The sequence below is a fragment of the Streptomyces sp. TRM70350 genome (assembly GCF_019219825.1).
Taxonomy (GTDB): domain Bacteria; phylum Actinomycetota; class Actinomycetes; order Streptomycetales; family Streptomycetaceae; genus Streptomyces.
Genome location: NZ_JAHUXH010000009.1, coordinates 182,505 through 201,874 on the forward strand (window position 1 = coordinate 182,505; position 19,370 = coordinate 201,874).

Consider the following 19,370-nt stretch of genomic DNA (forward strand, 5'->3'; position numbering starts at 1 on the left):
CCTCAACGCCGTCGCACTGGGCCAGATCACCCCGGGCCCGGTGGTGCAGACCGTGGCCGTCGTCGGCTACGCGGCGACCGGGACGGGGGTGGGCCGCTGGCCGCGTTCGCGGCGTCGTTCGCGCTGGTGATCGCCGGAGCGCCGCGCTCCGGCCGACTCAGGTCCACCCCGCGCGCTCCGGGCGGAGACGGCCGACACCACGGCGGGGTGGGCGTGCCCGAGGGGCGTGTGCGCACGCCCGGGTTCGTCCCGGACCGTGCTGCCCTCGCCCAGGATCGGTGCCAGGGGCGGGGTGTCGTAGGCGTCCGTCACCACGGCCCGCCGACGGTCCGTGAGCGGCGCGTCGTCGGTGGCGGTCACGCGATGTCTCCCTCGACGTACGGGTGCGGGTCGTCGGGGCTGTCGTCCGCAACCACGGTGGTTCCGGTGCCGCTCTCGCCGAGGACGCCGTGCAGCAGGGCGTGCGGCACCCGGCCGTCGAGCACGTGCGCCCTGCGCACGCCGCCCCGGACGGCCCGCAGGCAGCCCTCCATCTTCGGCAGCATGCCGCTCGCCAGTCCGGGCAGCAGCGTGTCCAGTTCGTCGGCGGTCAGGCGCTCGATCACCTCGGTGCTGTGCGGCCAGTCGGCATACAGCCCCTCCACATCGGTGAGCACCACCAGACGTGCGGCGCCGAGGGCCACGGCCAGTGCCGACGCCGCGAGGTCGGCGTTGACGTTGTAGACCTGCCGGTCCTCACCGCGTGCGATGGGGGAGACCACGGGGATGTGCCCCTGCTCCAGGAGCGTGCGCACCGCGCGCGGGTTCACGTCGACGATGTCGCCGACCAGGCCGATGTCCACCGGACGGCCGTCCACCCAGGCCGGCCGCCGCACGGCGGTCATGGTGTGCGCGTCCTCGCCCGTGATGCCCACGGCGAGGGGCCCGTGGGTGTTGATGTGGCCGACCAGATCCCGCTGGACCCGGCCGGTCAGCACCATGCGTACGACCTCCATGGTCTCCGGCGTGGTCACCCGCAGGCCCGCCTCGAAGCGGGTCTGCAGGCCGAGGCGGTCGAGCATCGCGCTGATCTGCGGTCCGCCGCCGTGCACGACGACCGGGCGCAGGCCCGCCTGCCACAACTCCACGACGTCCTGGGCGAACGCCTCCTGGAGGCGGCTGTCCACCATGGCGTGGCCGCCGTACTTGACGACGACCGTGCTGCCCCGGAGTTCCTCCGGGAGTCGGAGCCTGCCGGCGGAGGGATCCGCGTCCGCGCGCTCCGCGACGGCTGTACTCATCTCGGTGCTCCCCGCGCTCACGAGCTGTACGCGCTGTTCTCGTGGACGTACGCGGCGGTGAGATCGTTCGTCCGGATCACCGCCGACGCCTCGCCGGAGCGCAGCTCGACCGTGAGCCTCACCTGACGTCCCGACAGGTCGACCTTGTCCCGAGGCTCTCCGGCCGCTCCGTCCCGGCACACCCAGACACCGTTGATCTGTACGCGGTTCGAGGTGAAGACCCCGGCCGCCGCGCGCGACGGTCCGCGGTTCACCACCAGCGCCAGATCGGGGTCGCCGGAATCCTTGATACCGGCGGACACCCCGCTCGCGAGGAATCCCCGGGCAGCGGTCACGCTCACGGAGCCACTCCATTCAGGGGCAGGCCCATCCCTTCGGGCAGGCCGAGGGCGACGTTCATGCTCTGCACCGCGCCTCCCGCGGTGCCCTTCGTCAGGTTGTCGATGGCGCTCACACAGACCAGCCGGTGCGCGGCCGCGTCCACGGTCACCTGCACCTGGACGGTGTTGGACCCGAGGACGGCGGCAGTGGACGGCCACTGCCCTGGTGGCAGCAGACGTACGAACGGCTCGTCGGCGTAGGCGGCCTCGTACGCGCCACGCGCCTCCTCCACCGCGGCCTCGGCCACCACGCCGGGGCGAAGGCGCGCCGAGCAGGTGGCGAGGATGCCTCGCGCCATGGGCGCCAGCGTCGGGGTGAAGGACACGGTCACGGGCTCGCCCGCGACCTGGGACAGGTTCTGGGCGATCTCGGGGGTGTGCCGGTGGCCGCCCCCGACGCCGTACGGGCTCATCGAGCCCATCACCTCGGAGCCGAGCAGACGCGGCTTGACCGCCCGACCCGCTCCGGATGTGCCACTGGCCGCGACGATGACGGCCTCCGGCTCCACCAGCCCCGCCAGAAAGGCCGGGTACAGCGACAGGGTCACCGCCGTCGGGTAACAGCCCGGCACGGCGATCCGGGCGGTGCCCTTCAACTCGTCGCGCGCTCCGGGCAGTTCGGGCAGCCCGTAGGGCCATGTGCCGGCGTGCTGGGAGCCGTAGAACCTCTCCCAGTCGTCCGGGTCGCGCAGCCGGAAGTCCGCCCCGCAGTCCACGACCAGCGTGCCGGACTCCAACTGCGCCACCAGCGCGGCGGACTGGCCGTGCGGCAGAGCCAGGAACACCACGTCATGGCCTCGCAGGACCGTCGCCGACGTATCCCGCAGGACCTGGTCCGCGACGGCGGTCAGGTGCGGCTGCACCTCCCCGAGCGTCCGCCCCACGCTGCTGTGCGCGGTGACCGCGCCGATCTCCACTCCCGGATGCGACAGCAGCAGGCGAAGGATCTCCCCGCCCGCATAGCCACTGGCTCCGGCCACCGCGGCCCGTACGGTCATGTTCTCCGTCTCTCGTGGAATTCCCTGTGTCCGCCCGAAGCCGCGTGCGGCGTCCGGCTGACGCCGTCGCGCGATGCCGTCACGCGTTCCGCCGCTCCTTGTGCAGGAGGAGATCGCGCAGCAGGGCGTCCGTCGTGCAGACCACGCCGCTGCGCGCGGCCCAGCGCAGTGCCAAGCCGTGTTCCTCGGCGGAGAAGTCGGCCACCGCGTCGGCGACGACGAACGGCTTGATGTCGTTCATGAAGGCGTCCGCCGCCGTCAGGAGGACGCCGACGTGCGCGTACACCCCGCAGATGATCAGCTGGTCGCGGCCCTTCGCGCGCAGCAGCCTGCCGAGATGGCTGCGCAGGAAGGCGTTGTGCCGCACGTTGGACAGCAGGTGCTCGCCCGGGCGGGGAGTGAGGGGCGCGATGATCGCGGCGGCCTCCGGCTCGTCCCCTATGCCCGGACCCCACAGGTCGGCGACGAGCCCACGCTGCCCCGGTGCCTGTCCGGCCGGCTCCGCGGTGAAGACGACCGGCATGCCCAGGGCGTCGGCGAGTTCGCGCAGCGCCGCGATGTTGTCGACCAGCTCCACCACGGGGGAGCGCCCCGCCGGGAACGCTCCGACGAAGTGGTTCTGCATGTCGTGGACCAGCAGCGCGGCGCGCGCGGGATCGATCGCCCAGGAGACATGCGCGCGGGGAAGGCAGGAGTGGTCCGGCATCGGGTAGGAGCCGATGGTCGGCAAGCCCATGGGTGATTCCCTCCCCTGATGTCACACCGCACGGATCGCAGTCTCACGAGATTTGCTTAGCTTAGCCTAACCTAATTTCAGTGGGGGCCCGGATCCCGTCAGCTGTGCAGTACGCCGGTGCCCAGCAGCCCGAACAGCAGCACGCCGATGGCGATCCGGTACAGCACGAACGTGTTGAAGGAGTGCTTGGCCACGAACTGCAGCAGCCAGGCGATCGACGCGTAGGCAACGACGAAGGACACGAGCGTGCCCACGGCGAGTGGCACGGCGCCGACCCCGCTGCCCAGCGCGGACGTCAGCTCATACAGACCGGCCCCGGTCAGGGCCGGGATACCCATGAAGAAGGACAGCCTCGTGGCCGCCACTCGGTTCAGGTCGAGCATCAGGGCGGTGGCCATGGTCGCACCGGAGCGGGAGAAGCCGGGGAAGAGCAGTGCGAGTATCTGTGAGGAGCCGACCAGCATGGCGTCCTTGAAGGAGGTGTCGTCCTCGCCCCGCTTCTGGCGGCCCATCTGGTCGGCCGCCCACATCACACCGCTGCCGACGATCAGCGACCCGGCCACCACCCACAGCGAGGCGAGCGGTCCTTCGATGAGCGGCTTCGCCGCCAGGCCGACGGCCACGATCGGGATCGTGGCGTAGAGGACCCACCAGGCGAACTTGTAGTCGTGGTGGTGACGCTCCTCGCGGTGGGCCAGGCCGCGGCCCCAGGCGGACACGATCCGCACGATGTCCTTGAAGAAGAACACGAGCACGGCGGCGATGGCCCCGACCTGGATGACGGCGGTGAAGCCGACGACGGAGGCGTCGTCGACCGGAATGCCCATCAGTCCCTCGGCGATCTTGAGATGGCCGGTGGAAGAGACGGGCAGGAATTCCGTCACCCCTTCCACGATGCCGAGGATGACGGCCTGGCCGACACTGATCGTGCTCAATGGATCTGTTCCTTCGTGGACTGTGAAGCGGAAGGGCGTAGAGGGGTCCAGAGGCTGCTGTGACGATACTCCCGCCGTGTGAGGCCGCCGCGCACGGAGCCTCACAGCCTCGCGGCGGACGCGGACCGGCGTAAAGACTCCGATTGGGGGTTCCCCGAGCACCGGATGCACCAGGATCCGCAGCTCATCCGCCAATTCCTGCTCCATCAGTGTCAGGGACGCGCCGGAGGTGCGTGGCGGGAGCCAGTGCAGCGATGGCGCCCGCAGCCACGGCACCGCCCAGCAGCGTGCCGACGAGGGTGTCGGTGAGCCAGTGCACGCCCAGGAAGAGCCGGGTGAAGCATGCGGTGGCAGTGATCAGGACGGCCGCGGCCCCGGCGGTGTTCCACCCGAGCGAGCGCAGTCCGGCCGTGCGGGCGAGCCACAGCAGCAGGACGCAGGTCGCGGCGGCGGTCATGGCGTGACCGGAGGGCAGGGCGGCGAAGTCGGCGGAGTCCACGGGCTGTTCCCGGCGGGGCGGTCACGGCCGATCGCCCACCGCAGCACCTGCCGCAGGAGGGTCTCCGCCACCGACGCGGCGGCAAGCCTCACCGCGAGCAGCCGGTGCCGCTGCCACCACAGACCGATCACGGCAACGGCCAACAGGGCGCGCATGGTCCACGGGTCGACGACCCAGTCGGTGAGTACGCGGTGGGTGCGGGTCCAGCCGGGGTGGTCCAGCGGCTGGGCGTGCAGGGTGGTGGCGATGTGCCGGTCGAGACGCAGCAGCGGCTGCCACCCCGCCGTGACCAGGACGACAAGGGCGGCGGCGGCCATGGCCAGCAGCGCAGCTGCTCTCGCCGCGACCGGCCGGCCCGCAGGTCCCGGTGCGCCCGGCCGGAGCGCCGCCGGTCGTGGTGTGCTGTGACTGCGGGGGCCGGTCATCTGTGTCGCCTCAGGTGGGTTGTCGGGGCTCGGTCCGCCGACCAGTCCGGGGGGCGCTCACGAGCCCGCCCGAAGCCGCAGCGCCCGCAGTCGGCGGGCACTGCGCGGCATACACTTACGGAACCGATATCGGATTCGTCACTGCCCGGCGGGGCGGGGGAGGTGTATTGCGGTGCGGGAGTTCCAGCGGGGTGCGGTGCGGCTGCACATCCTGCATCACGCGGCCGAGGGGGAGATCCACGGCGCGTGGATGACCAAGGAACTGGCCGAACACGGCTACGACATCAGCCCCGGCACGCTGTACCCCACCCTGCACCGGCTGGAGGCGGACGGGCTGCTGGTCTCCGAGCAGCAGGTGGTCGACGGCCGTACCCGCCGCGTATACAAGGCCACCGAGGCCGGGAAGCAGGCCCTGGCCGAGGACCGCAGGGCCCTGAAGGAACTGGCCCGCGAGGTCCTCGGCGACGACGCCTGACGTACGACGCTCGGTCAGGACCGGGTCAGGGCCTCGAACTGCCGCTGCTGGGCAAACCGCGCATCCAGCGACCAGGCGCCCGCGCCGACAAGGAGCAGGAACACGCTGCCGCACAGCTGCGCCAGATTGGTGCGGGACTCGTGGATGAAGTCCCACCAGCCGGACTCGCCCTCGAACAGCGGGGCGTCGCCCCACAGGATCGGCAGCTTGGTGATCAGCAGCGCGCCCAGCATGTTCACCACCATCGGTACGGCTGCCAGGCGGGTGGCCAGCCCGGCCAGGATGAGCGCACCGCACACGATCTCGAAGACCCCGTCCACCGGGCCGAAGAAGCCGGGCGCCGGGATGCAGAACCGGCCGGTGCCCAGATCGTCGGAAGGGCAACCGTCGGTTTTCCGCCCGCCGGACGGGCGTGTCGGACGGGGCCCAGTTCCGTGGCGCCGTCCGCGCCGCACCCGTTCAGGCGTTCACCAGGCTCCCGAGCCGTCGGCAGGTGCCGGGGCGGGGCCGGATAGGGCCGGATGGGGCCGGATCGCGTCGGTGCGGAGCAGCATGCCCCGCAGCCGGGCGACGACCTCGTCGAGGGGACCGGCTTGGTGAGACAGGCATCGTCCGCGGGGATACCCGCATCGGCGGCGTCGCAGGCGGTCAGGAACAGCACGCGCACCCCGGGCCGCGCGGCGCGGATACGGCGGGCCGCCTCCAGGCCGTCTCCATCGGGCAGCAGCACATCCATCACCACCGCATCCGGCTGGAACTGCCCGGCCACGGCTACGGCGGCGTAGCCGTCCGGGGCGCCGCGGACCTGCCGGCCCTGGTAGCGCAGCACCGTGCTCACCCCGTACGCCCCATCGGGCTCGTCGTCCACCGCGAGCACCCGCACGGGAGTCCCGTCGCGGCGCAGCAGAGGCGCGGACCGTCTGCTGGTCCATGGTTCCGTTCAGATGAGCCCACCGCCTACCGCCACCGCCGACTGCCGCTGCGAAACACGCGCGCCTGGCACAGGGGGCTTCCCGACCGGGGTGGTCCGCGCGCCGACCCGCCGACCGCCACCGGCTGGTGCCGGTGGCGTGCAAGCGATGGCCGCGCGACCAGCACCGGCTGCGGAAGGCGCTCTGCGCCCCAGGCGTTACGGCTGCCGCTGTGCGGCCATCGCGCGGCGGATCCCGTAGGCGGCGGCGCCCACGGCCAGCACGGCCGCCCCGGAGATGACCGAGGTCAGCGGCAGGGCGAAGGCCAGGACCAGACAGCCCACCAGCCCCACCACCGGGATCAGGCGATGCGGGCGGCCCTCCTGCGGCGTGAGCGTCCAGGCGGAGGCGTTGGCGATCGCGTAGTAGGCCAGTACCCCGAACGAGGAGAACCCGATCGCCCCGCGCACATCCGCCGTCGCGGCGATCACCGCCACCAGCACGCCGACCGCGAGTTCGGCCCGGTGCGGCACCTGGAACTTCGGGTGCACCGCGGCCAGGGCGTGCGGCAGGTGCCGGTCGCGGGCCATGGCCAGGGTGGTACGGGAGACGCCGAGGATCAGCGTGAGCAGCGAGCCGAGCGCGGCCACCGCGGCCCCCACCCGTACCACCGGCGCGAGCCAGTCGGCACCGGCCGCGCGTGCCGCGTCCGCCAGCGGCGCCGTGGCATCCGCCAGACGCCCGGGCCCCAGCACCATCAGCACCGCGATGGCGACCACCGCGTACACCACCAAGGTGATGCCCAGCGCGAGCGGGATCGCCCGCGGGATGGTGCGCTCCGGGTCGCGGACCTCCTCGCCGAGCGTGGCGATGCGCGCGTACCCGGCGAATGCGAAGAACAGCAGTCCCGCCGCCTGCAGGACTCCGCCCACGGTGGCATCCGAGCCGACGTCCAGCCGGGCCGCGTCCGTGCTGCCGGACGTGAGCGCCGCGACCACGACGGCGGCGAGCACCGCCAGGACGGCGGCGACGATGGCGCGGGTCAGCCAGGCGGACTTCCGCACCCCGGCGTAGTTCACCGCGGTCAGTGCCACCACCGCCGCCACCGCGACGGCATGCGCATGCCCGGGCCACACGTACGAGCCGACGGTGAGCGCCATCGCCGCGCAGGACGCGGTCTTGCCGACCACGAACGCCCAGCCCGCCAGATATCCCCAGAACTCACCCAGACGTTCACGGCCGTAGACGTAGGTGCCGCCGGAGGCGGGATGGCGGGCGGCCAGCCGGGCGGAGGAGGTGGCGTTGCAGTACGCCACCACCGCCGCCAGGGCCAGGCCGAGCAGCAGCCCCGACCCGGCGGCGTGCGCGGCCGGGGCGAGGGCGGCGAAGATGCCCGCACCGATCATCGATCCCAGGCCGATCACCACGGCATCGGACACACCCAGCCGCCGACGCAGCTCGTCCGGCAATCCGGTCGCGGTGGTTGGCTTGCTCATGACCCACTCCCTCGGCGGTGCACCCGCACACAAGTTCTCGGCTCCGATATCGGGTCACGATATATGAGGCCAGTGAGCCCGCTTGTTCGAAGCGGTCTCCGGGGGCGGACACGGCACCAGCGCAGGTGCCCCCATGCATCAGCGCGGCCGATCCGGTACATCAGCGCGGCCGATCCGGCGTGGCTGTCAGGCGCAGGGAGATCAGCGTCCGGGCTCGGCGAGCGTGTCGTCGGTGATGATCTCCACCATGGTGATCCGGTCGGTGGTGAAGGTCTGCCACTGCGTCTGGCCCGCAGCCAGGAATCGCACGCGGGCAACGGGTGAGTGCCGGCGTATGCGGTGAATGAGGGTGCCGACGGTGGGGATGTGGTGACGGCCGTGGACGGCGCCCCACCGGGGGTGGCGCCTGGCCCGTACGGGGCGTCGATGCAGGACTCCCCTTCCGGCGTGTCCGGTACGGGACGATCCTCACTGTCCGGGGGCCGCCGCGGAACACGCCCACCGATACGGCGGGCGGGCCGTGGTCCATCCCGGCGTCGACCGCCTCACCGGAACCGTCACCGTGGCCGACGTGCTCGGCCTGACCGCCATCGACCGGATCACCGTACTCGGGCAACCAGCGACGAGCGGCCAAGGACCCGATCCTGCCCTGCCCGTGCTCACCCGCGACCACGTACGACCCGAATGGCAGGAGGCGGCCGCGGCACAAGGCGAACGTTCTCGCGCCCTCCTGCCGCAGAGGGACGGCTGGTGGCCGAGGGGCCGGTGACCCTCGACGGCGGCGAGGCTGTCGCCGATGTCGTGGTCGGGGCGCCGCTACGGTGTCTGACCTGCCGGGTTGTACAGGCCCGGCACGGCACGGTCTGTCGTCAGGCGGTTGCGTGGGCGGGGTGCGGCGAGAAGTCGGCCCATCGCGGCCATCACGCTCGGCTCCACCCGGTAGTACACCCAGGTGCCGCGCCGCTCGGAGGTCAGCAGCCCGGCCTCCCTCAGCTTCTTCAGGTGGTGGGAGACGGTCGGCTGGGAGACCCCGACATCGGAGATGTCGCACACGCACGCCTCGCCGCCCTCGTGCGAGGCCACCGCGGAGAACAGCCGCAGCCGCACCGGATCGCCGAGGGCCTTGAACATCCGGGCGGCCGTCTCGGCCTCCTCCGCGGTGAACGGGCGCTCGGTGAGCGGCGGGCAGCACGGCGCCACAGCCTCGCCCGGGGCGGGTTCCAGCAGCGGCAGCACCTTCGCATTCGACATACATCTATGTTGACATACGTCGAACCAATGAGGCGAGGGGCGGGACGGCCTCAGGCGCGGGAGAGGTGGGCGGCGATGCGCCGCGCGACGCGTTCCGCATCCCGGCCCACCCCGCGCAGGGAGTTGGACGACAGGCTGCGCTGCCACTCCAGGCCGACGTAGGCCAGGCCCGGGTGCGTGAGCGACATGCCCTCGCGGTGGCGGGGGTTTCCGGAGATGCCGAGGGCGCCGAGCGGGGCGAGGTGGCCCAGGTCGGGCCGGTAACCCGTGGCCAGCAGGATCGTGTCGACCTCCTCGGTGCGTCCGTCGGCCCAGGTGACCTTGGTTCCGTCGATGCCGGTGAACACCGGACGCCGGTCTGGTGCCCCCGAGGCGACGGCGGCCCGGTAGCGGCCGTCGTCGATGACCGGCTGGCTCGGCGGAGTGCGCAGGAACCGGCCGAGGGGCAGCGCGTCGATGCCGGTGCGCTTCAGCCACCAGTGCAGGTCCCGGCCCAGCACGCGCCGGCGGGCGAAGCGCACCGGATGCCGCGCCGCGAGCGTCACCCGCGCCCGCCCGGCGAGCTCGGCGGCGATCTGCACCGCGGAGTTCCCCGCCCCCACGACCACAACGCGCTGCCCCGTGAACCGCTCGGGCGTGCGGTACTCGGCGGCATGCAGCAGGGTGCCGCCGTAACCCTTCAGTCCCGGCAGGTCAGGGCGGTACGGCCGCCCGAAGGTGCCGGAGGCCGCGACCACGGCCCGGGTCGCCAGCTGTCCTCCCCCTTCCAGGCTCAGCGTGAACGTGCCGCCGGCGAAGCGGACTTCGCGCACTCTCGCCCGGGTGCGGATGTCGGCGTCCAGCCGGTCGGCGTAGCGCAGCAGATAGGTGACGACCTCGTCGCGGTGCGGGTAGCGGTCCAGGTCACCGCCGAAGGGCAGCCCGGGCAGGGCGCTGTACCCGGCGGGGGAGAACAGGGTGAGGCTGTCGTAGTAGCGCGGCCACGACCCGGCCGCTGCTCCGACGACTCCAGCACCACCGGCTCGATCCCCTGCCGGTGAAGGGCATGCGCGGCGGCAGCCCCGACTGGCCGCCCCCGATCACAGCGACATCAACGTGCTCCACAGGTAAACCCCCAGATTCGACGAATGTCTATGTTGACGTTTATCGAAGCAGGTGCCATCCTGGCAGCGCAAGCCATCGACGAATGTCGAAGTAAAGGGGAGTCCCGTGGCCGTGTCCATGAACAACGTGCCCACCACCGACCAACTGCCCGTCGTGGTCGTCGGAGCAGGTCCCGTCGGCCTGGCCGCCGCAGCCCGCCTCGTCGAGCGCGGCCTCGAACCGCTGGTCGTGGAAGCCGGACCGTCGGCCGGCACCGCCGTCCGCGACTGGGCGCACGTGCGGCTGTTCTCCCCCTGGTCCGAAGTCATCGACCCGGCCGCCGAGAAGCTGCTGGCCCCGACCGGCTGGGTCCGCCCCGACGGCGCCGCCTACCCCACCGGCGGCGACTGGGCCGAGCGGTACCTGCAGCCGCTCGCCGACGTCCTGGGCGACAAGGTCCGCTACGGCGCCACGGTGACCGGCGTGGCCCGCGCGGGCCGGGACCGCATCGTCGACTCCGGCCGCGACGAGCAGCCCTTCACCGTGCACATCCAGACCGCGGACGGTGGCGAAGAGAGGATCAGCGCCCGCGCGGTGATCGACGCCTCCGGCACCTGGTCCACCCCCAGCCCGCTGGGCGCCAACGGCCTGCCCGCCCTCGGCGAGAAGACGGCCGCCGACCGCATCGCCTACCGCGTCCCCGACCTGGGCGACCCGGCTGTCCGTGCCCGTTACGCGGGCAAGCGCACCGCGGTCGTCGGCTCCGGCGCCTCCGCCTTCACCGCGCTGGCCGCCCTCGCCGACCTGGCCAAGGAGGAGGACGGCACACACGCGGTGTGGATCCTGCGCCGCGGCATCACCGGCTCCACTTTCGGCGGCGGCGAGACCGACCAGCTCCCCGCCCGCGGCGCGCTGGGCCTGCGCGCCAAGGCCGCCGTGGAGGAGGGCCACGCGAGCGCGGTCACCGGATTCCGAACCCAGGCTGTGGAACGCGACGACGACCGGCTGGTGCTGGTCGCCGAGGACGGCCGCCGCCTGGACCCGGTCGACGAGGTCATCGTCCTGACCGGCCTCCGCCCCGACCTGTCCTTCCTCTCCGAGGTCCGCCTCGGCCTCGACGAGCGCCTCCAGGCCCCCACCGCCCTGGCCCCGCTCATCGACCCGAACGTCCACTCCTGCGGCACCGTCTACCCGCACGGCGTGAACGAACTCTCCCACCCGGAGAAGGGCATCCACCTGGTCGGCATGAAGTCCTACGGCCGCGCGCCCACGTTCCTCGCGATGACCGGCTATGAGCAGGTCCGCTCCATCGCGGCAGCCATCGCCGGAGACCGGGAGGCCGCCGAGCGTGTGGAACTGACCCTGCCGGAGACCGGAGTGTGCGGCGGCGCGGGCCTGTTCGACGAGCCCGACGCCACCCAGGCCGATCCGGGCGGTGGCTGCTGCGCCGCCCCGGCCACCCTGCAGATCGGCATCGGCGCCCCGGCCGCCTCCGGCGGCTGCTGAACTCCTCACCCACTCAAGGAGGTACGTCATGTCCCGCGTGCAACTCGCCCTGCGCGTCCCCGACCTCGCCGCGTCCGTCGCCTTCTACACCAGGCTGTTCGGCACGGAGCCCGCCAAACTCCGCGACGGCTACGCCAACTTCGCCATCGCCGAGCCGCCGCTCAAGCTCGTCCTGATCGAGGGCACGGCGGGCGAGGCAACCCGCATGGACCACCTCGGCGTCGAAGTCGAGACCACCGAGGCCGTGCACGCCGCCACCACCCGTCTGAGCGAGGCGGGCCTGGCCACCGACGTGGAGAACGACACCAGCTGCTGCTACGCCCTCCAGGACAAGGTCTGGGTCCACGGCCCCGGCCGCGAGCCCTGGGAGGTCTACGTCGTCAAGGCCGACGCCGACACCCTGGCCAAGCAGCAGGACAGCACCTGCTGCGCCGGTCCCGCCGACGCCACCACGAAGGAACCCGCCGCGGCGGGCGGCTGCTGCTGACCCGCGGACTACGCGACACCGCGAAGGCGTCCCCTGCACGGGAGTTCGACTTGCGATGCGCTGGGGCTGGTGGAGGCGGGTCGCGGTGTGGACGAACTGCGCGACATGGTGCCTGCGTGAGCCCTCGAACCAGGCGATCACGCCCGGCCCAGTAGGCGTGCCCTGCCGGTGCCATCCGCGGCCAGTGCGGTATCGGCTCGTCCTCCAGGTCGCGGCAACGCAGTACGTCCCGCTGGGCGAGCGGGTGGCCGGTCGGCAGGGCAGCGACCCGGCGTTCGGCGGTCAACGGCTCGACGCCGAGCCCGCGCCCAGTGACGCCTGGGCCCATCGCACGGGCCACCCGTGCCGTAGCGCTGATCACCGGCGCCGTACTGGCGATGGCCGCTTGCACCGGCGGGAGCGAGACCGGCACCAGCGCCAGTGCCGGCGCCACGGCGACCGCACCCTCGACGCAGCGCGGTGACGACCTACTGGACCGGCTGCGGGGCGGCGGCCTCACGGTCGTCATCCGGCACGCCGCCACAGACCAATCCCCTCCGGACGCCCCCACCGTCGACCTGGACGACTGCTCCACCCGACGCAACCTCTCCGACGAGGGGCGCGCCGACGCAAGGGCGATCGGCAACGCCATCAGCCGACGGGACATCCCCGTCGGAGAAACCTGGGCCAGCCCTTACTGCCGCAGCAGGGACACCGCCAGACTGTCCTTCGACCGATTCGAGGTGGTGCACGGCCTCGAACGGCTCTACCCCGAGCGGGACGAGCAGGCCGACCGGCGCCTGAACCAGCGCATCCAGGACCGGGCACCCCACGCGGACGAACCGAACCTGATCATCGTCAGTCACGGGTCTACCCGAGCGTACTGGCCCCCGCGGTCACGCTCGACGAGGGAGAAGCGGCCGAGCCCCGGAGCAGCCGCATCCGCGGCGTCGGGCCGGTGGCCCGTGGCCGGGTGCGAGTGGGGGGTCGCCAGCGCCACCCCGAGGGGGAGTCGGGGCGACGCTGCCGAGACGACGACGGCAGCAGCCTGTCCGCGGCTGCCCTCGGTTCCACTCTTGCAAACCTACCCTAACGAAAGGGTAGGTTTGTAGCTCGGCGAGAGCGCCGGTATGTGACGTGAGGCGGTGGAGCCGTGGGCGAAAAGTTGATGCAGATCGGCGAGGTGGCCGAGCGCACGGGCCTGTCGCTGCGGACGATCCGCCATTACGAGGACGTCGGCGTGGTCGCCCCCAGCGAGCGCAGCATGGGCGGCTTCCGCCTCTACACCGAGGCCGAGGTGCGCCGCCTGGCGCTTGTGCGGCGAATGCGGCCGCTGGGCTTCTGCCTCGACGACATCCGCGCCCTGCTGGACGTACTGGAACAACTCCCCGACGACGGCAGGCCGTTGCCGGAGAGCGACGAGCAAGCGCACGAGGAACTGGTGGAACGGTTGCGTACGTACTGGGTGAAGGCCGACGCGCGGTGCGAGGACCTGCGGAGGCAGCTGGGACAGGCGGAGGACTTCGCCCGCTCCCTGCACGGCCACCTGGCCCGGCTCGTGGACGCCACGGCCGCGGCGGCCGACGCCGGTGCGGAGGCGGTTCGATGAGCCCGAGCAGTGACTGGGCGGCTTCGGAGGCGGCCCGCCGACGGACGTTCGCGGTGATCAGCCACCCGGACGCGGGCAAGTCCACTCTGACGGAGGCCCTGGCCCTCCACGCGCAGGCCATCACCGAGGCGGGCGCGGTGCACGGCAAGGCCGGGCGGCGCGGGGTGGCCTCGGACTGGATGGAGATGGAGAAGGCCCGAGGCATCTCCGTCACCTCCGCGGTACTGCAGTTCGCCCACCGCGGGTGCGTGCTGAACCTGCTGGACACCCCCGGCCACGCGGACTTCTCCGAGGACACCTACCGGGTGCTGGCCGCGGTGGACTGCGCGGTGATGCTCATCGACGCGGCCAAGGGCCTGGAGGAGCAGACCCGCAAACTCTTCGACGTCTGCCGGCATCGCGGCATTCCGGTGATCACGTTCGTCAACAAGTGGGACCGGCCCGGCCGTGAGGCGCTGGAGCTGCTGGACGAGATCGAGCGCGAGTTCCGCCTCAAGCCCACCCCCCTCGTCTGGCCGGTGGGCGACGCCGGATACCTGCGCGGACTGATCGACGTACGGCAGCCGGGGCGGATGCTGCGCTACACCCGCACCCCCGGCGGCGCCCACCAGGCCATGGAGGCGCTGGTGCCGGCGCAGCGAGCCGCGCTGGAGGACGAGGCCGACTGGAGCAGGGCCGTCGAGGAACTGGACCTGCTGCGGGTCGATGGCGCCGTACACGACCAGGAGGCGTTCCTGACGGGCCGGACCACGCCGGTGTTCTTCGGCGCGGCGATCTCCAACATCGGCGTACGGCTGCTGCTGGACGCGATCGTCGACCTCGCCCCGCCGCCCGGGCCGCGCGAGCTGGTGGGCGGCGGCGCCCGTCCGGTGGACGCGCCGTTCTCCGGGCTGGTGTTCAAGGTGCAGGCCAACATGGACCCCGCGCACCGCGACCGGATCGCGTTCATGCGGGTGTGCTCGGGCATCTTCGAGCGCGGCATGACCGTCACCCGCGCCGCCTCCGGCAAGCCGTTCGCCACCAAGTACGCGCACAGCGTCTTCGGCCAGGACCGCTCCATGGTCGACATCGCCTACCCCGGCGACGTGGTCGGCCTCGTCAACGCCACCGCGCTGCGCGTCGGCGACACCCTCTACGCGGACAAGGCGGCGGTGTTCCCGCCGATGCCCACCTTCGCGCCCGAGCACTTCGCGGTGGCCCGCCCGGTCGACCTCTCCCGCTCCAAGCAGTTCCGGCGCGGCATCGCGCAGCTCGACGAGGAGGGCGTGGTCCAGGTCCTGGTCTCGGATCTGCGAGGGGACCAGGCGCCGGTGCTCGCGGCCGTGGGGCCGATGCAGTTCGACGTGGTCAGCGCGCGGATGGCCGGGGAGTTCTCCTCCCCGGTGAAGCTGGAGATGCTGCCCTACCACCTGGCCCGGGCCACGGATGCGGCCGGTGCGGAGGCACTCAACCGCTCCCGGATCGTGCAGGGCGAGGCCCTCACCCGCATCCGCGACAAGGCGCAGCTCGCCCTCTTCCCCGACCGCTGGCAGGCGGGCTCCTTCGAGCGGGAGTTCCCCGCCGCACGGCTGGACCACCTCATCGCCGCCCACGACTGAACCGCGCCGCACGGTCGTCGACCCCGGCAAGTCGACCCTTACGTCACGGTAGGCTTGAGCTTCGGAAGGCGCCTGCGGCTGGGAGGGCGGACGATCATGGCGGGTGTGGCGGCGTGTCCGTCGTGCGGGGAGGCCGAGGACCTGCGCGGCGAACCCGTGGACGGCGATATCCGGATCACCTGTCTGAACTGCGACACGCAGTGGATGCGCGGCGGTGTGCGCTGTGCCGGCTGCGGTGGGCAGGACATCGTCCACCGCCCGCAGGCCATGACCCGGCACTCGCGGGGCACTCAGCTGTCCATCATCGGCTGGCGCGAACTCCCGCTGTGCCGCAGTTGCGACGCCGAGGTGCTGGAGACCTCCGTCTCCCAGAACGTCCCCGTGCCCAGTGACTACGTGGCCGCCTGTCTCGGCGCCGCCCAGAATCCGGCGGTAACTGCCGCACCGCAGGCGGGCCGGCCGGCTCCCGCGCCGCCCCAGAAGCCCGCTTCCGCGGCCGCAGCCGGACCGGCCGGGGCCACGAAGAGTTCACCCGCGCCGCGCACCCCGGCCCGCCCGCGGCAGGCCCGGCCGAAGGCCACGCCGTCGCCGTCGCCGTCCATGGTGCCCACCGTCCGGCAGGCCATCGCCGCGTTCATGAGCGAGTCCTCCGGGCAGGCGGATGCCACCGCGATGTTGTTGCTGGGCACCCATCTCGGCTCTCACAACCGGCTGACCGTGCTGGAGGAGGACGGCGCCGCCGATCGGCTCGCCGAGTGGTGCCTCGGGCACTGGGGCGACGGTGGCGACCGCGCGCAGCGGTGCCTGAGCACGATCTGCAGGGCCGTCGACTTCTGGGGTGCCCGCGGCTGGCTCGCCTCCGATCCGGCCGCCGGGCTGCGCTGAGAGAGCCACCGGCCTCCGCCGAGCGGACCAGGAGCGGAAGTAGCAACTCTGTCTCCACGTAAAGGTAGGGGCCTGTTCATCCAGCCTCATACCTGCTTCACACCGACAAGACTCTCGCGTTAGGTTAGAGATGAACGGTCGGAACGCCGTCGTTCGTCCCGCCTCGGGCCACAGAGGCGGGGTCGCGGGGCCGTCGTTCCGAGGCGGCCGTCGGCCGCAGCCCGCGAGGCCATCCTCCTGTCCTGACACGCAGGTCTCGCGGGCCCGCACCCCGGCGCGGCTGCGGGCCGCATTCCCGACGCCGCCTGATCGGTCCGTCCCGAGTGCGCAAGGAGTCCGCATGCTGTCCTCGACCTCGCCCCCCGACGCCGGATCCGCCCGGGACGCGCCGGAGACCGAGCGCCTCGTGGCCGCCGCCGTACGCCTCGCGGGCACCCTCCCGGCCACGCGCCCCACGTTGGCCGTCGTGCGCGGCTGGAACCGCGGTGACCGGGAGCGGGCCCGGCTGCTGCGCGCACGCCTGGCCGAACACGGCATCCGCACCACGGAGTTGAGCCCCGCCCCCGAGGCCGGCGAGCGTGGCGGCCAGGACCGCGGCATCCGGGGCCCGGCCGTCGACCTGCTGGTCCACGCCGGAGGACCCCAGCCGGAGCAGGCCATGCGGGCCGCGGCCCTGTGGCAGCTGCCGCTGCTGATCGACCGCCCTGCGGGGCGGTCGGGCGGCGAGCTGAACGCCTTCGCAGGCCATCGCAGCCCCGTCATCGGCATCCATCTCCCCGCCGGCGGCTTCGGCGTCGCGGTGCGCGAGATCGTCCTGGTCTCACTGCAGCCGCACCCGGGCAATGCCCGCCTCATCCTCGACAACGAGAAGATCACCGCACCCGGCGACCGGCCCCTGCGCATCACCCTGACCGACCAGGGCCTGCTGGAGGCACGCGGCCACTCCTTCGGCAGGCGCCGCATCCGCCGCCTGCGCTTCGAACGCGCCTGGGGTACCTACCGGTTGGACGTGGACGGCGCCCCCGCCCGCGATGTGCGCGCCCCGCTGCGCATCGAGGCCCTGTCCGGCCGCCTGCACCTGCTGCACCCGTGAGCGCCGAGCAGCAGACTCTCACGTCACGTGAATGATGGAGGCGGTTCACCGGTTTTCCGTACGCTCCTGCCCCTGGATTTCTGGTGCAGTTCGCCGGATGGACCGGAGTGGTCTTGCCGAGCAACTCTCTCCCTGCGTTGGAGTGGAGTCGCTCGCCGACACAGTCGGCCTGCTTTCGAAGGCCGTTCGGGCCGCCCCGACAACTCCCGCACGCCGCACACCACCACGGCGCGCTGCTCATCGCCGCCGACGCCCGCCCGGAGTGGAGTCAGCAGGGCAGCCGGGTGAAGGCCGCCTGTGTGCGCCGTACCGGCGAGGACGGGCGCCCCGCCGTCCGACGGGCGCTGGTGGGCGTACTGACCGGAGAGACCCCGCGCGTGCCCTTCGGGACGCTCGCGGGCCACCCGGACGACCGGCCGAATACCGCTCGACGCTGCCGGAGAACGGTGCCGACACTCCCCGGCGCGGCATCGCCGTGTCGGTCACCGGCCGGGTGAGGCATGGAGGCGCCGCGAAAATGCCCGGGGAGGCATTGCCCCGTGTCGGTCGAGTTCAACCACACCATCGTTCTCACCCGTGACCGGGGGAAGTCCGCTCGCTTCCTCGCCCACATCCTGGGGCTGGGGGCGCTTGCGCGCCTCGTGGCGGCCGAGGTCCCGGTCCAGGCCGACCCGCACGGCAGGCAGCCGCGCCGGATCAACCGCGACGACGGCGGGCGGGGCGTGTACTTCCTGGATCCGGCCGGTCACGGCCTGGAGGTCATCACCCGCCCGTACGGCAGCGATTGGGACTCACCGCTGAACGGCGTCACCGAAGAGGTGCCGGGAGCCGCAGGCGGCTGACCACCACGCGGCCCGATGGCATCGAGGGACGCGGACCGCCATGGGCCGTGCCCCTCGTCTCGTATGACGACCGCCGGTGCGGCTCAGGCGCCCGTGCGGGCGTCGGCCTGGAGGCGGCGGCGGAGTGTGGCGGCGAAGTCCTCGGCCATTTCCAGGCGGGCCCGCAGGGTCTCGCAGCGGGCGTCGGCCACCTTCCGGTAGGAGTCGAGCCGCTCCCGAAGACGCTCACGCTCCTCACCGGCGGGCGGGGCGTCCGTGGCGGCGAGGCGGTCGGTGATGTCCAGCAGGTCGCGCATCTCCTCCAGGGAGAAGTCCAGCGGCTTCATCCGGCGGATCACCATCAGGCGCTCGACGTCGGAGTCCGTGTACAGCCGGAAGCCGCCCTTGCTGCGGGCCGAGGGGATCACCAGGCCCACTTCCTCGTAGTGGCGGATGGTGCGCAGCGACAAACCGGTCCGCTCGGCCACCTCGCCGATCTGCATCTGCCGCTGATCCGTCATCACCCCATGATCCCCTTCGTTGTTTCCTTCGATTTTCGTATCCGTAAAGCTGTCCGGCTTAAGTGATATGAATCACAGGGTCCTGGCGGGCGTTTACCTGTGTTTCACAAGTCGCAAGTCGCACTCTGCCCTCACGTCAGGGTAGAGTCTCTACGTGTTCACCGCCGCCGTCGAGACTGACGGCAGGAGTGAACGCCATGGCGTGGGCCCCGACCGGGCCCCGATGACATCCGAAGACTTCCGGGCCATGATGCCCGACCGGCAGCCGGACGGCTGTCACACAGATCGGCTGGGCCCCGCTGAAGTGGCCGGGCCGCCGAGGGATTCCGCCCCGTGCGTGCGCGGAGTCGTGTACGACGTGGACGCGTCCACCGGCTGGTGGCGCTCTGCCCGAACAGAAAC

General features: G+C 72.2%; 24 protein-coding genes. 10 read left to right on the forward strand and 14 right to left on the reverse strand.

From position 1 onward, the window contains the following. Window positions 1-66: 66 nt before the first annotated feature. The 8 genes from KWI83_RS17035 to KWI83_RS38595 form a co-directional block, all read right to left on the reverse strand. Window positions 67-360, reverse strand: a complete 294-nt coding sequence (locus KWI83_RS17035; protein WP_218515203.1) for a hypothetical protein — start codon at window positions 358-360, stop codon at window positions 67-69. After that, on the reverse strand, window positions 357-1,280 hold the full coding sequence (gene argB, locus KWI83_RS17040) for an acetylglutamate kinase (RefSeq protein ID WP_218515204.1): 924 nt from the start codon (window positions 1,278-1,280) through the stop codon (window positions 357-359). Before argB ends, KWI83_RS17035 begins: the two co-directional genes overlap by 4 nt. A gap of 17 nt (window positions 1,281-1,297) precedes the next feature. Next, entirely contained in the window at window positions 1,298-1,621 is a 324-nt protein-coding gene (locus KWI83_RS40280) for a bifunctional ornithine acetyltransferase/N-acetylglutamate synthase (protein WP_374106313.1), read from the reverse strand. Then, on the reverse strand, window positions 1,618-2,658 hold the full coding sequence (gene argC, locus KWI83_RS17050; RefSeq protein WP_218515205.1) for an N-acetyl-gamma-glutamyl-phosphate reductase: 1,041 nt from the start codon (window positions 2,656-2,658) through the stop codon (window positions 1,618-1,620). Before argC ends, KWI83_RS40280 begins: the two co-directional genes overlap by 4 nt. A 79-nt stretch (window positions 2,659-2,737) precedes the next feature. Continuing rightward, a complete protein-coding gene (locus KWI83_RS17055) occupies window positions 2,738-3,394 on the reverse strand; it encodes an isochorismatase family protein (protein WP_218515206.1) in 657 nt (218 codons plus the stop codon). A gap of 98 nt (window positions 3,395-3,492) precedes the next feature. Continuing rightward, on the reverse strand, window positions 3,493-4,329 hold the full coding sequence (locus tag KWI83_RS17060; protein ID WP_218515207.1) for an undecaprenyl-diphosphate phosphatase: 837 nt from the start codon (window positions 4,327-4,329) through the stop codon (window positions 3,493-3,495). Window positions 4,330-4,513: 184 nt separating this feature from the next. After that, a complete protein-coding gene (locus KWI83_RS38590) occupies window positions 4,514-4,786 on the reverse strand; it encodes a phosphatase PAP2 family protein (protein ID WP_256362365.1) in 273 nt (90 codons plus the stop codon). After that, window positions 4,783-5,145 carry a hypothetical protein gene (locus KWI83_RS38595; RefSeq protein WP_256362366.1) on the reverse strand — a complete coding sequence of 121 codons (363 nt, stop codon included), beginning with the start codon at window positions 5,143-5,145 and terminating at the stop codon, window positions 4,783-4,785. The genes KWI83_RS38590 and KWI83_RS38595 overlap by 4 nt, the downstream gene beginning before the upstream one ends. Window positions 5,146-5,425: 280 nt before the next feature. On the opposite strand from KWI83_RS38595, the gene KWI83_RS17070 reads away from it, so the two are divergent. Next, complete coding sequence (locus KWI83_RS17070; protein WP_218515208.1) at window positions 5,426-5,728, forward strand: PadR family transcriptional regulator; 303 nt, start codon at window positions 5,426-5,428, stop codon at window positions 5,726-5,728. Between the two features lie 14 nt (window positions 5,729-5,742). Here KWI83_RS17070 and KWI83_RS17075 read toward each other — a convergent pair whose 3' ends face one another. From KWI83_RS17075 to KWI83_RS17085, 3 genes are all read right to left on the reverse strand, one after another. Continuing rightward, a complete protein-coding gene (locus KWI83_RS17075) occupies window positions 5,743-6,075 on the reverse strand; it encodes a DoxX family protein (protein WP_374106319.1) in 333 nt (110 codons plus the stop codon). Further along, window positions 5,964-6,611, reverse strand: a complete 648-nt coding sequence (locus tag KWI83_RS40285; RefSeq protein ID WP_374106314.1) for a response regulator — start codon at window positions 6,609-6,611, stop codon at window positions 5,964-5,966. Before KWI83_RS40285 ends, KWI83_RS17075 begins: the two co-directional genes overlap by 112 nt. Window positions 6,612-6,857: 246 nt before the next feature. Then, window positions 6,858-8,135, reverse strand: a complete 1,278-nt coding sequence (locus KWI83_RS17085; RefSeq protein ID WP_218515211.1) for an APC family permease — start codon at window positions 8,133-8,135, stop codon at window positions 6,858-6,860. A 520-nt stretch (window positions 8,136-8,655) separates the two neighbouring features. Between KWI83_RS17085 and KWI83_RS17090 the strand changes: the two genes are divergently transcribed. Then, entirely contained in the window at window positions 8,656-8,904 is a 249-nt protein-coding gene (locus KWI83_RS17090) for a hypothetical protein (protein WP_218515212.1), read from the forward strand. 47 nt (window positions 8,905-8,951) lie between these two features. Here KWI83_RS17090 and KWI83_RS17095 read toward each other — a convergent pair whose 3' ends face one another. Together KWI83_RS17095 and KWI83_RS17100 are read right to left on the reverse strand one after the other, a co-directional pair. Beyond that, on the reverse strand, window positions 8,952-9,386 hold the full coding sequence (locus KWI83_RS17095) for a helix-turn-helix transcriptional regulator (RefSeq protein ID WP_256362367.1): 435 nt from the start codon (window positions 9,384-9,386) through the stop codon (window positions 8,952-8,954). A 50-nt stretch (window positions 9,387-9,436) separates the two neighbouring features. Then, window positions 9,437-10,342: an NAD(P)/FAD-dependent oxidoreductase gene (locus KWI83_RS17100; RefSeq protein ID WP_308122083.1), complete on the reverse strand. Its 906-nt coding sequence runs from the start codon at window positions 10,340-10,342 to the stop codon at window positions 9,437-9,439. 265 nt (window positions 10,343-10,607) lie between these two features. Here KWI83_RS17100 and KWI83_RS17105 point away from each other — a divergent pair, with 265 nt between their 5' ends. From KWI83_RS17105 to KWI83_RS17140, 8 genes are all read left to right on the forward strand, one after another. Next, window positions 10,608-11,975: an NAD(P)-binding domain-containing protein gene (locus KWI83_RS17105; RefSeq protein ID WP_218515285.1), complete on the forward strand. Its 1,368-nt coding sequence runs from the start codon at window positions 10,608-10,610 to the stop codon at window positions 11,973-11,975. A 28-nt stretch (window positions 11,976-12,003) separates the two neighbouring features. Then, a complete protein-coding gene (locus tag KWI83_RS17110; protein ID WP_218515213.1) occupies window positions 12,004-12,462 on the forward strand; it encodes an ArsI/CadI family heavy metal resistance metalloenzyme in 459 nt (152 codons plus the stop codon). 377 nt (window positions 12,463-12,839) lie between these two features. Further along, complete coding sequence (locus tag KWI83_RS40290) at window positions 12,840-13,553, forward strand: histidine phosphatase family protein (protein ID WP_218515214.1); 714 nt, start codon at window positions 12,840-12,842, stop codon at window positions 13,551-13,553. A 41-nt stretch (window positions 13,554-13,594) separates the two neighbouring features. Next, window positions 13,595-14,050 (forward strand): MerR family transcriptional regulator, encoded by a 456-nt coding sequence (locus tag KWI83_RS17120; RefSeq protein ID WP_218515215.1) that lies wholly within the window; start codon window positions 13,595-13,597, stop codon window positions 14,048-14,050. Beyond that, window positions 14,047-15,648: a peptide chain release factor 3 gene (locus tag KWI83_RS17125; protein WP_218515216.1), complete on the forward strand. Its 1,602-nt coding sequence runs from the start codon at window positions 14,047-14,049 to the stop codon at window positions 15,646-15,648. Before KWI83_RS17120 ends, KWI83_RS17125 begins: the two co-directional genes overlap by 4 nt. 96 nt (window positions 15,649-15,744) lie before the next feature. Then, entirely contained in the window at window positions 15,745-16,533 is a 789-nt protein-coding gene (locus KWI83_RS17130) for a hypothetical protein (protein WP_218515217.1), read from the forward strand. 340 nt (window positions 16,534-16,873) lie between these two features. Then, window positions 16,874-17,626, forward strand: coding sequence for a hypothetical protein (locus KWI83_RS17135; protein WP_218515218.1), 753 nt, complete (start codon window positions 16,874-16,876; stop codon window positions 17,624-17,626). Between the two features lie 539 nt (window positions 17,627-18,165). Continuing rightward, window positions 18,166-18,468: a hypothetical protein gene (locus tag KWI83_RS17140; protein WP_218515219.1), complete on the forward strand. Its 303-nt coding sequence runs from the start codon at window positions 18,166-18,168 to the stop codon at window positions 18,466-18,468. A gap of 83 nt (window positions 18,469-18,551) precedes the next feature. On the opposite strand, the gene KWI83_RS17145 is transcribed toward KWI83_RS17140, so the two are convergent. After that, on the reverse strand, window positions 18,552-18,968 hold the full coding sequence (locus tag KWI83_RS17145; RefSeq protein ID WP_218515220.1) for a MerR family transcriptional regulator: 417 nt from the start codon (window positions 18,966-18,968) through the stop codon (window positions 18,552-18,554). Window positions 18,969-19,370 lie beyond the last annotated feature (402 nt).

Bases quoted from the DNA above. Each gene is read 5' to 3' on its own strand.
- KWI83_RS17135 (WP_218515218.1), top strand. From the start codon at position 16,874: ATGCTGTCCTCGACCTCGCCCCCCGACGCCGGATCCGCCCGGGACGCG.
- argB (WP_218515204.1), bottom strand. From the start codon at position 1,280: ATGAGTACAGCCGTCGCGGAGCGCGCGGACGCGGATCCCTCCGCCGGC.
- KWI83_RS17110 (WP_218515213.1), top strand. From the start codon at position 12,004: ATGTCCCGCGTGCAACTCGCCCTGCGCGTCCCCGACCTCGCCGCGTCC.
- KWI83_RS17125 (WP_218515216.1), top strand. From the start codon at position 14,047: ATGAGCCCGAGCAGTGACTGGGCGGCTTCGGAGGCGGCCCGCCGACGG.
- KWI83_RS38590 (WP_256362365.1), bottom strand. From the start codon at position 4,786: ATGACCGCCGCCGCGACCTGCGTCCTGCTGCTGTGGCTCGCCCGCACG.
- KWI83_RS17130 (WP_218515217.1), top strand. From the start codon at position 15,745: ATGGCGGGTGTGGCGGCGTGTCCGTCGTGCGGGGAGGCCGAGGACCTG.
- KWI83_RS17055 (WP_218515206.1), bottom strand. From the start codon at position 3,394: ATGGGCTTGCCGACCATCGGCTCCTACCCGATGCCGGACCACTCCTGC.
- argC (WP_218515205.1), bottom strand. From the start codon at position 2,658: ATGACCGTACGGGCCGCGGTGGCCGGAGCCAGTGGCTATGCGGGCGGG.
- KWI83_RS17145 (WP_218515220.1), bottom strand. From the start codon at position 18,968: ATGACGGATCAGCGGCAGATGCAGATCGGCGAGGTGGCCGAGCGGACC.
- KWI83_RS38595 (WP_256362366.1), bottom strand. From the start codon at position 5,145: ATGGCCGCCGCCGCCCTTGTCGTCCTGGTCACGGCGGGGTGGCAGCCG.
- KWI83_RS17085 (WP_218515211.1), bottom strand. From the start codon at position 8,135: ATGAGCAAGCCAACCACCGCGACCGGATTGCCGGACGAGCTGCGTCGG.
- KWI83_RS17095 (WP_256362367.1), bottom strand. From the start codon at position 9,386: ATGTCGAATGCGAAGGTGCTGCCGCTGCTGGAACCCGCCCCGGGCGAG.
- KWI83_RS40290 (WP_218515214.1), top strand. From the start codon at position 12,840: ATGGCCGCTTGCACCGGCGGGAGCGAGACCGGCACCAGCGCCAGTGCC.
- KWI83_RS17105 (WP_218515285.1), top strand. From the start codon at position 10,608: ATGAACAACGTGCCCACCACCGACCAACTGCCCGTCGTGGTCGTCGGA.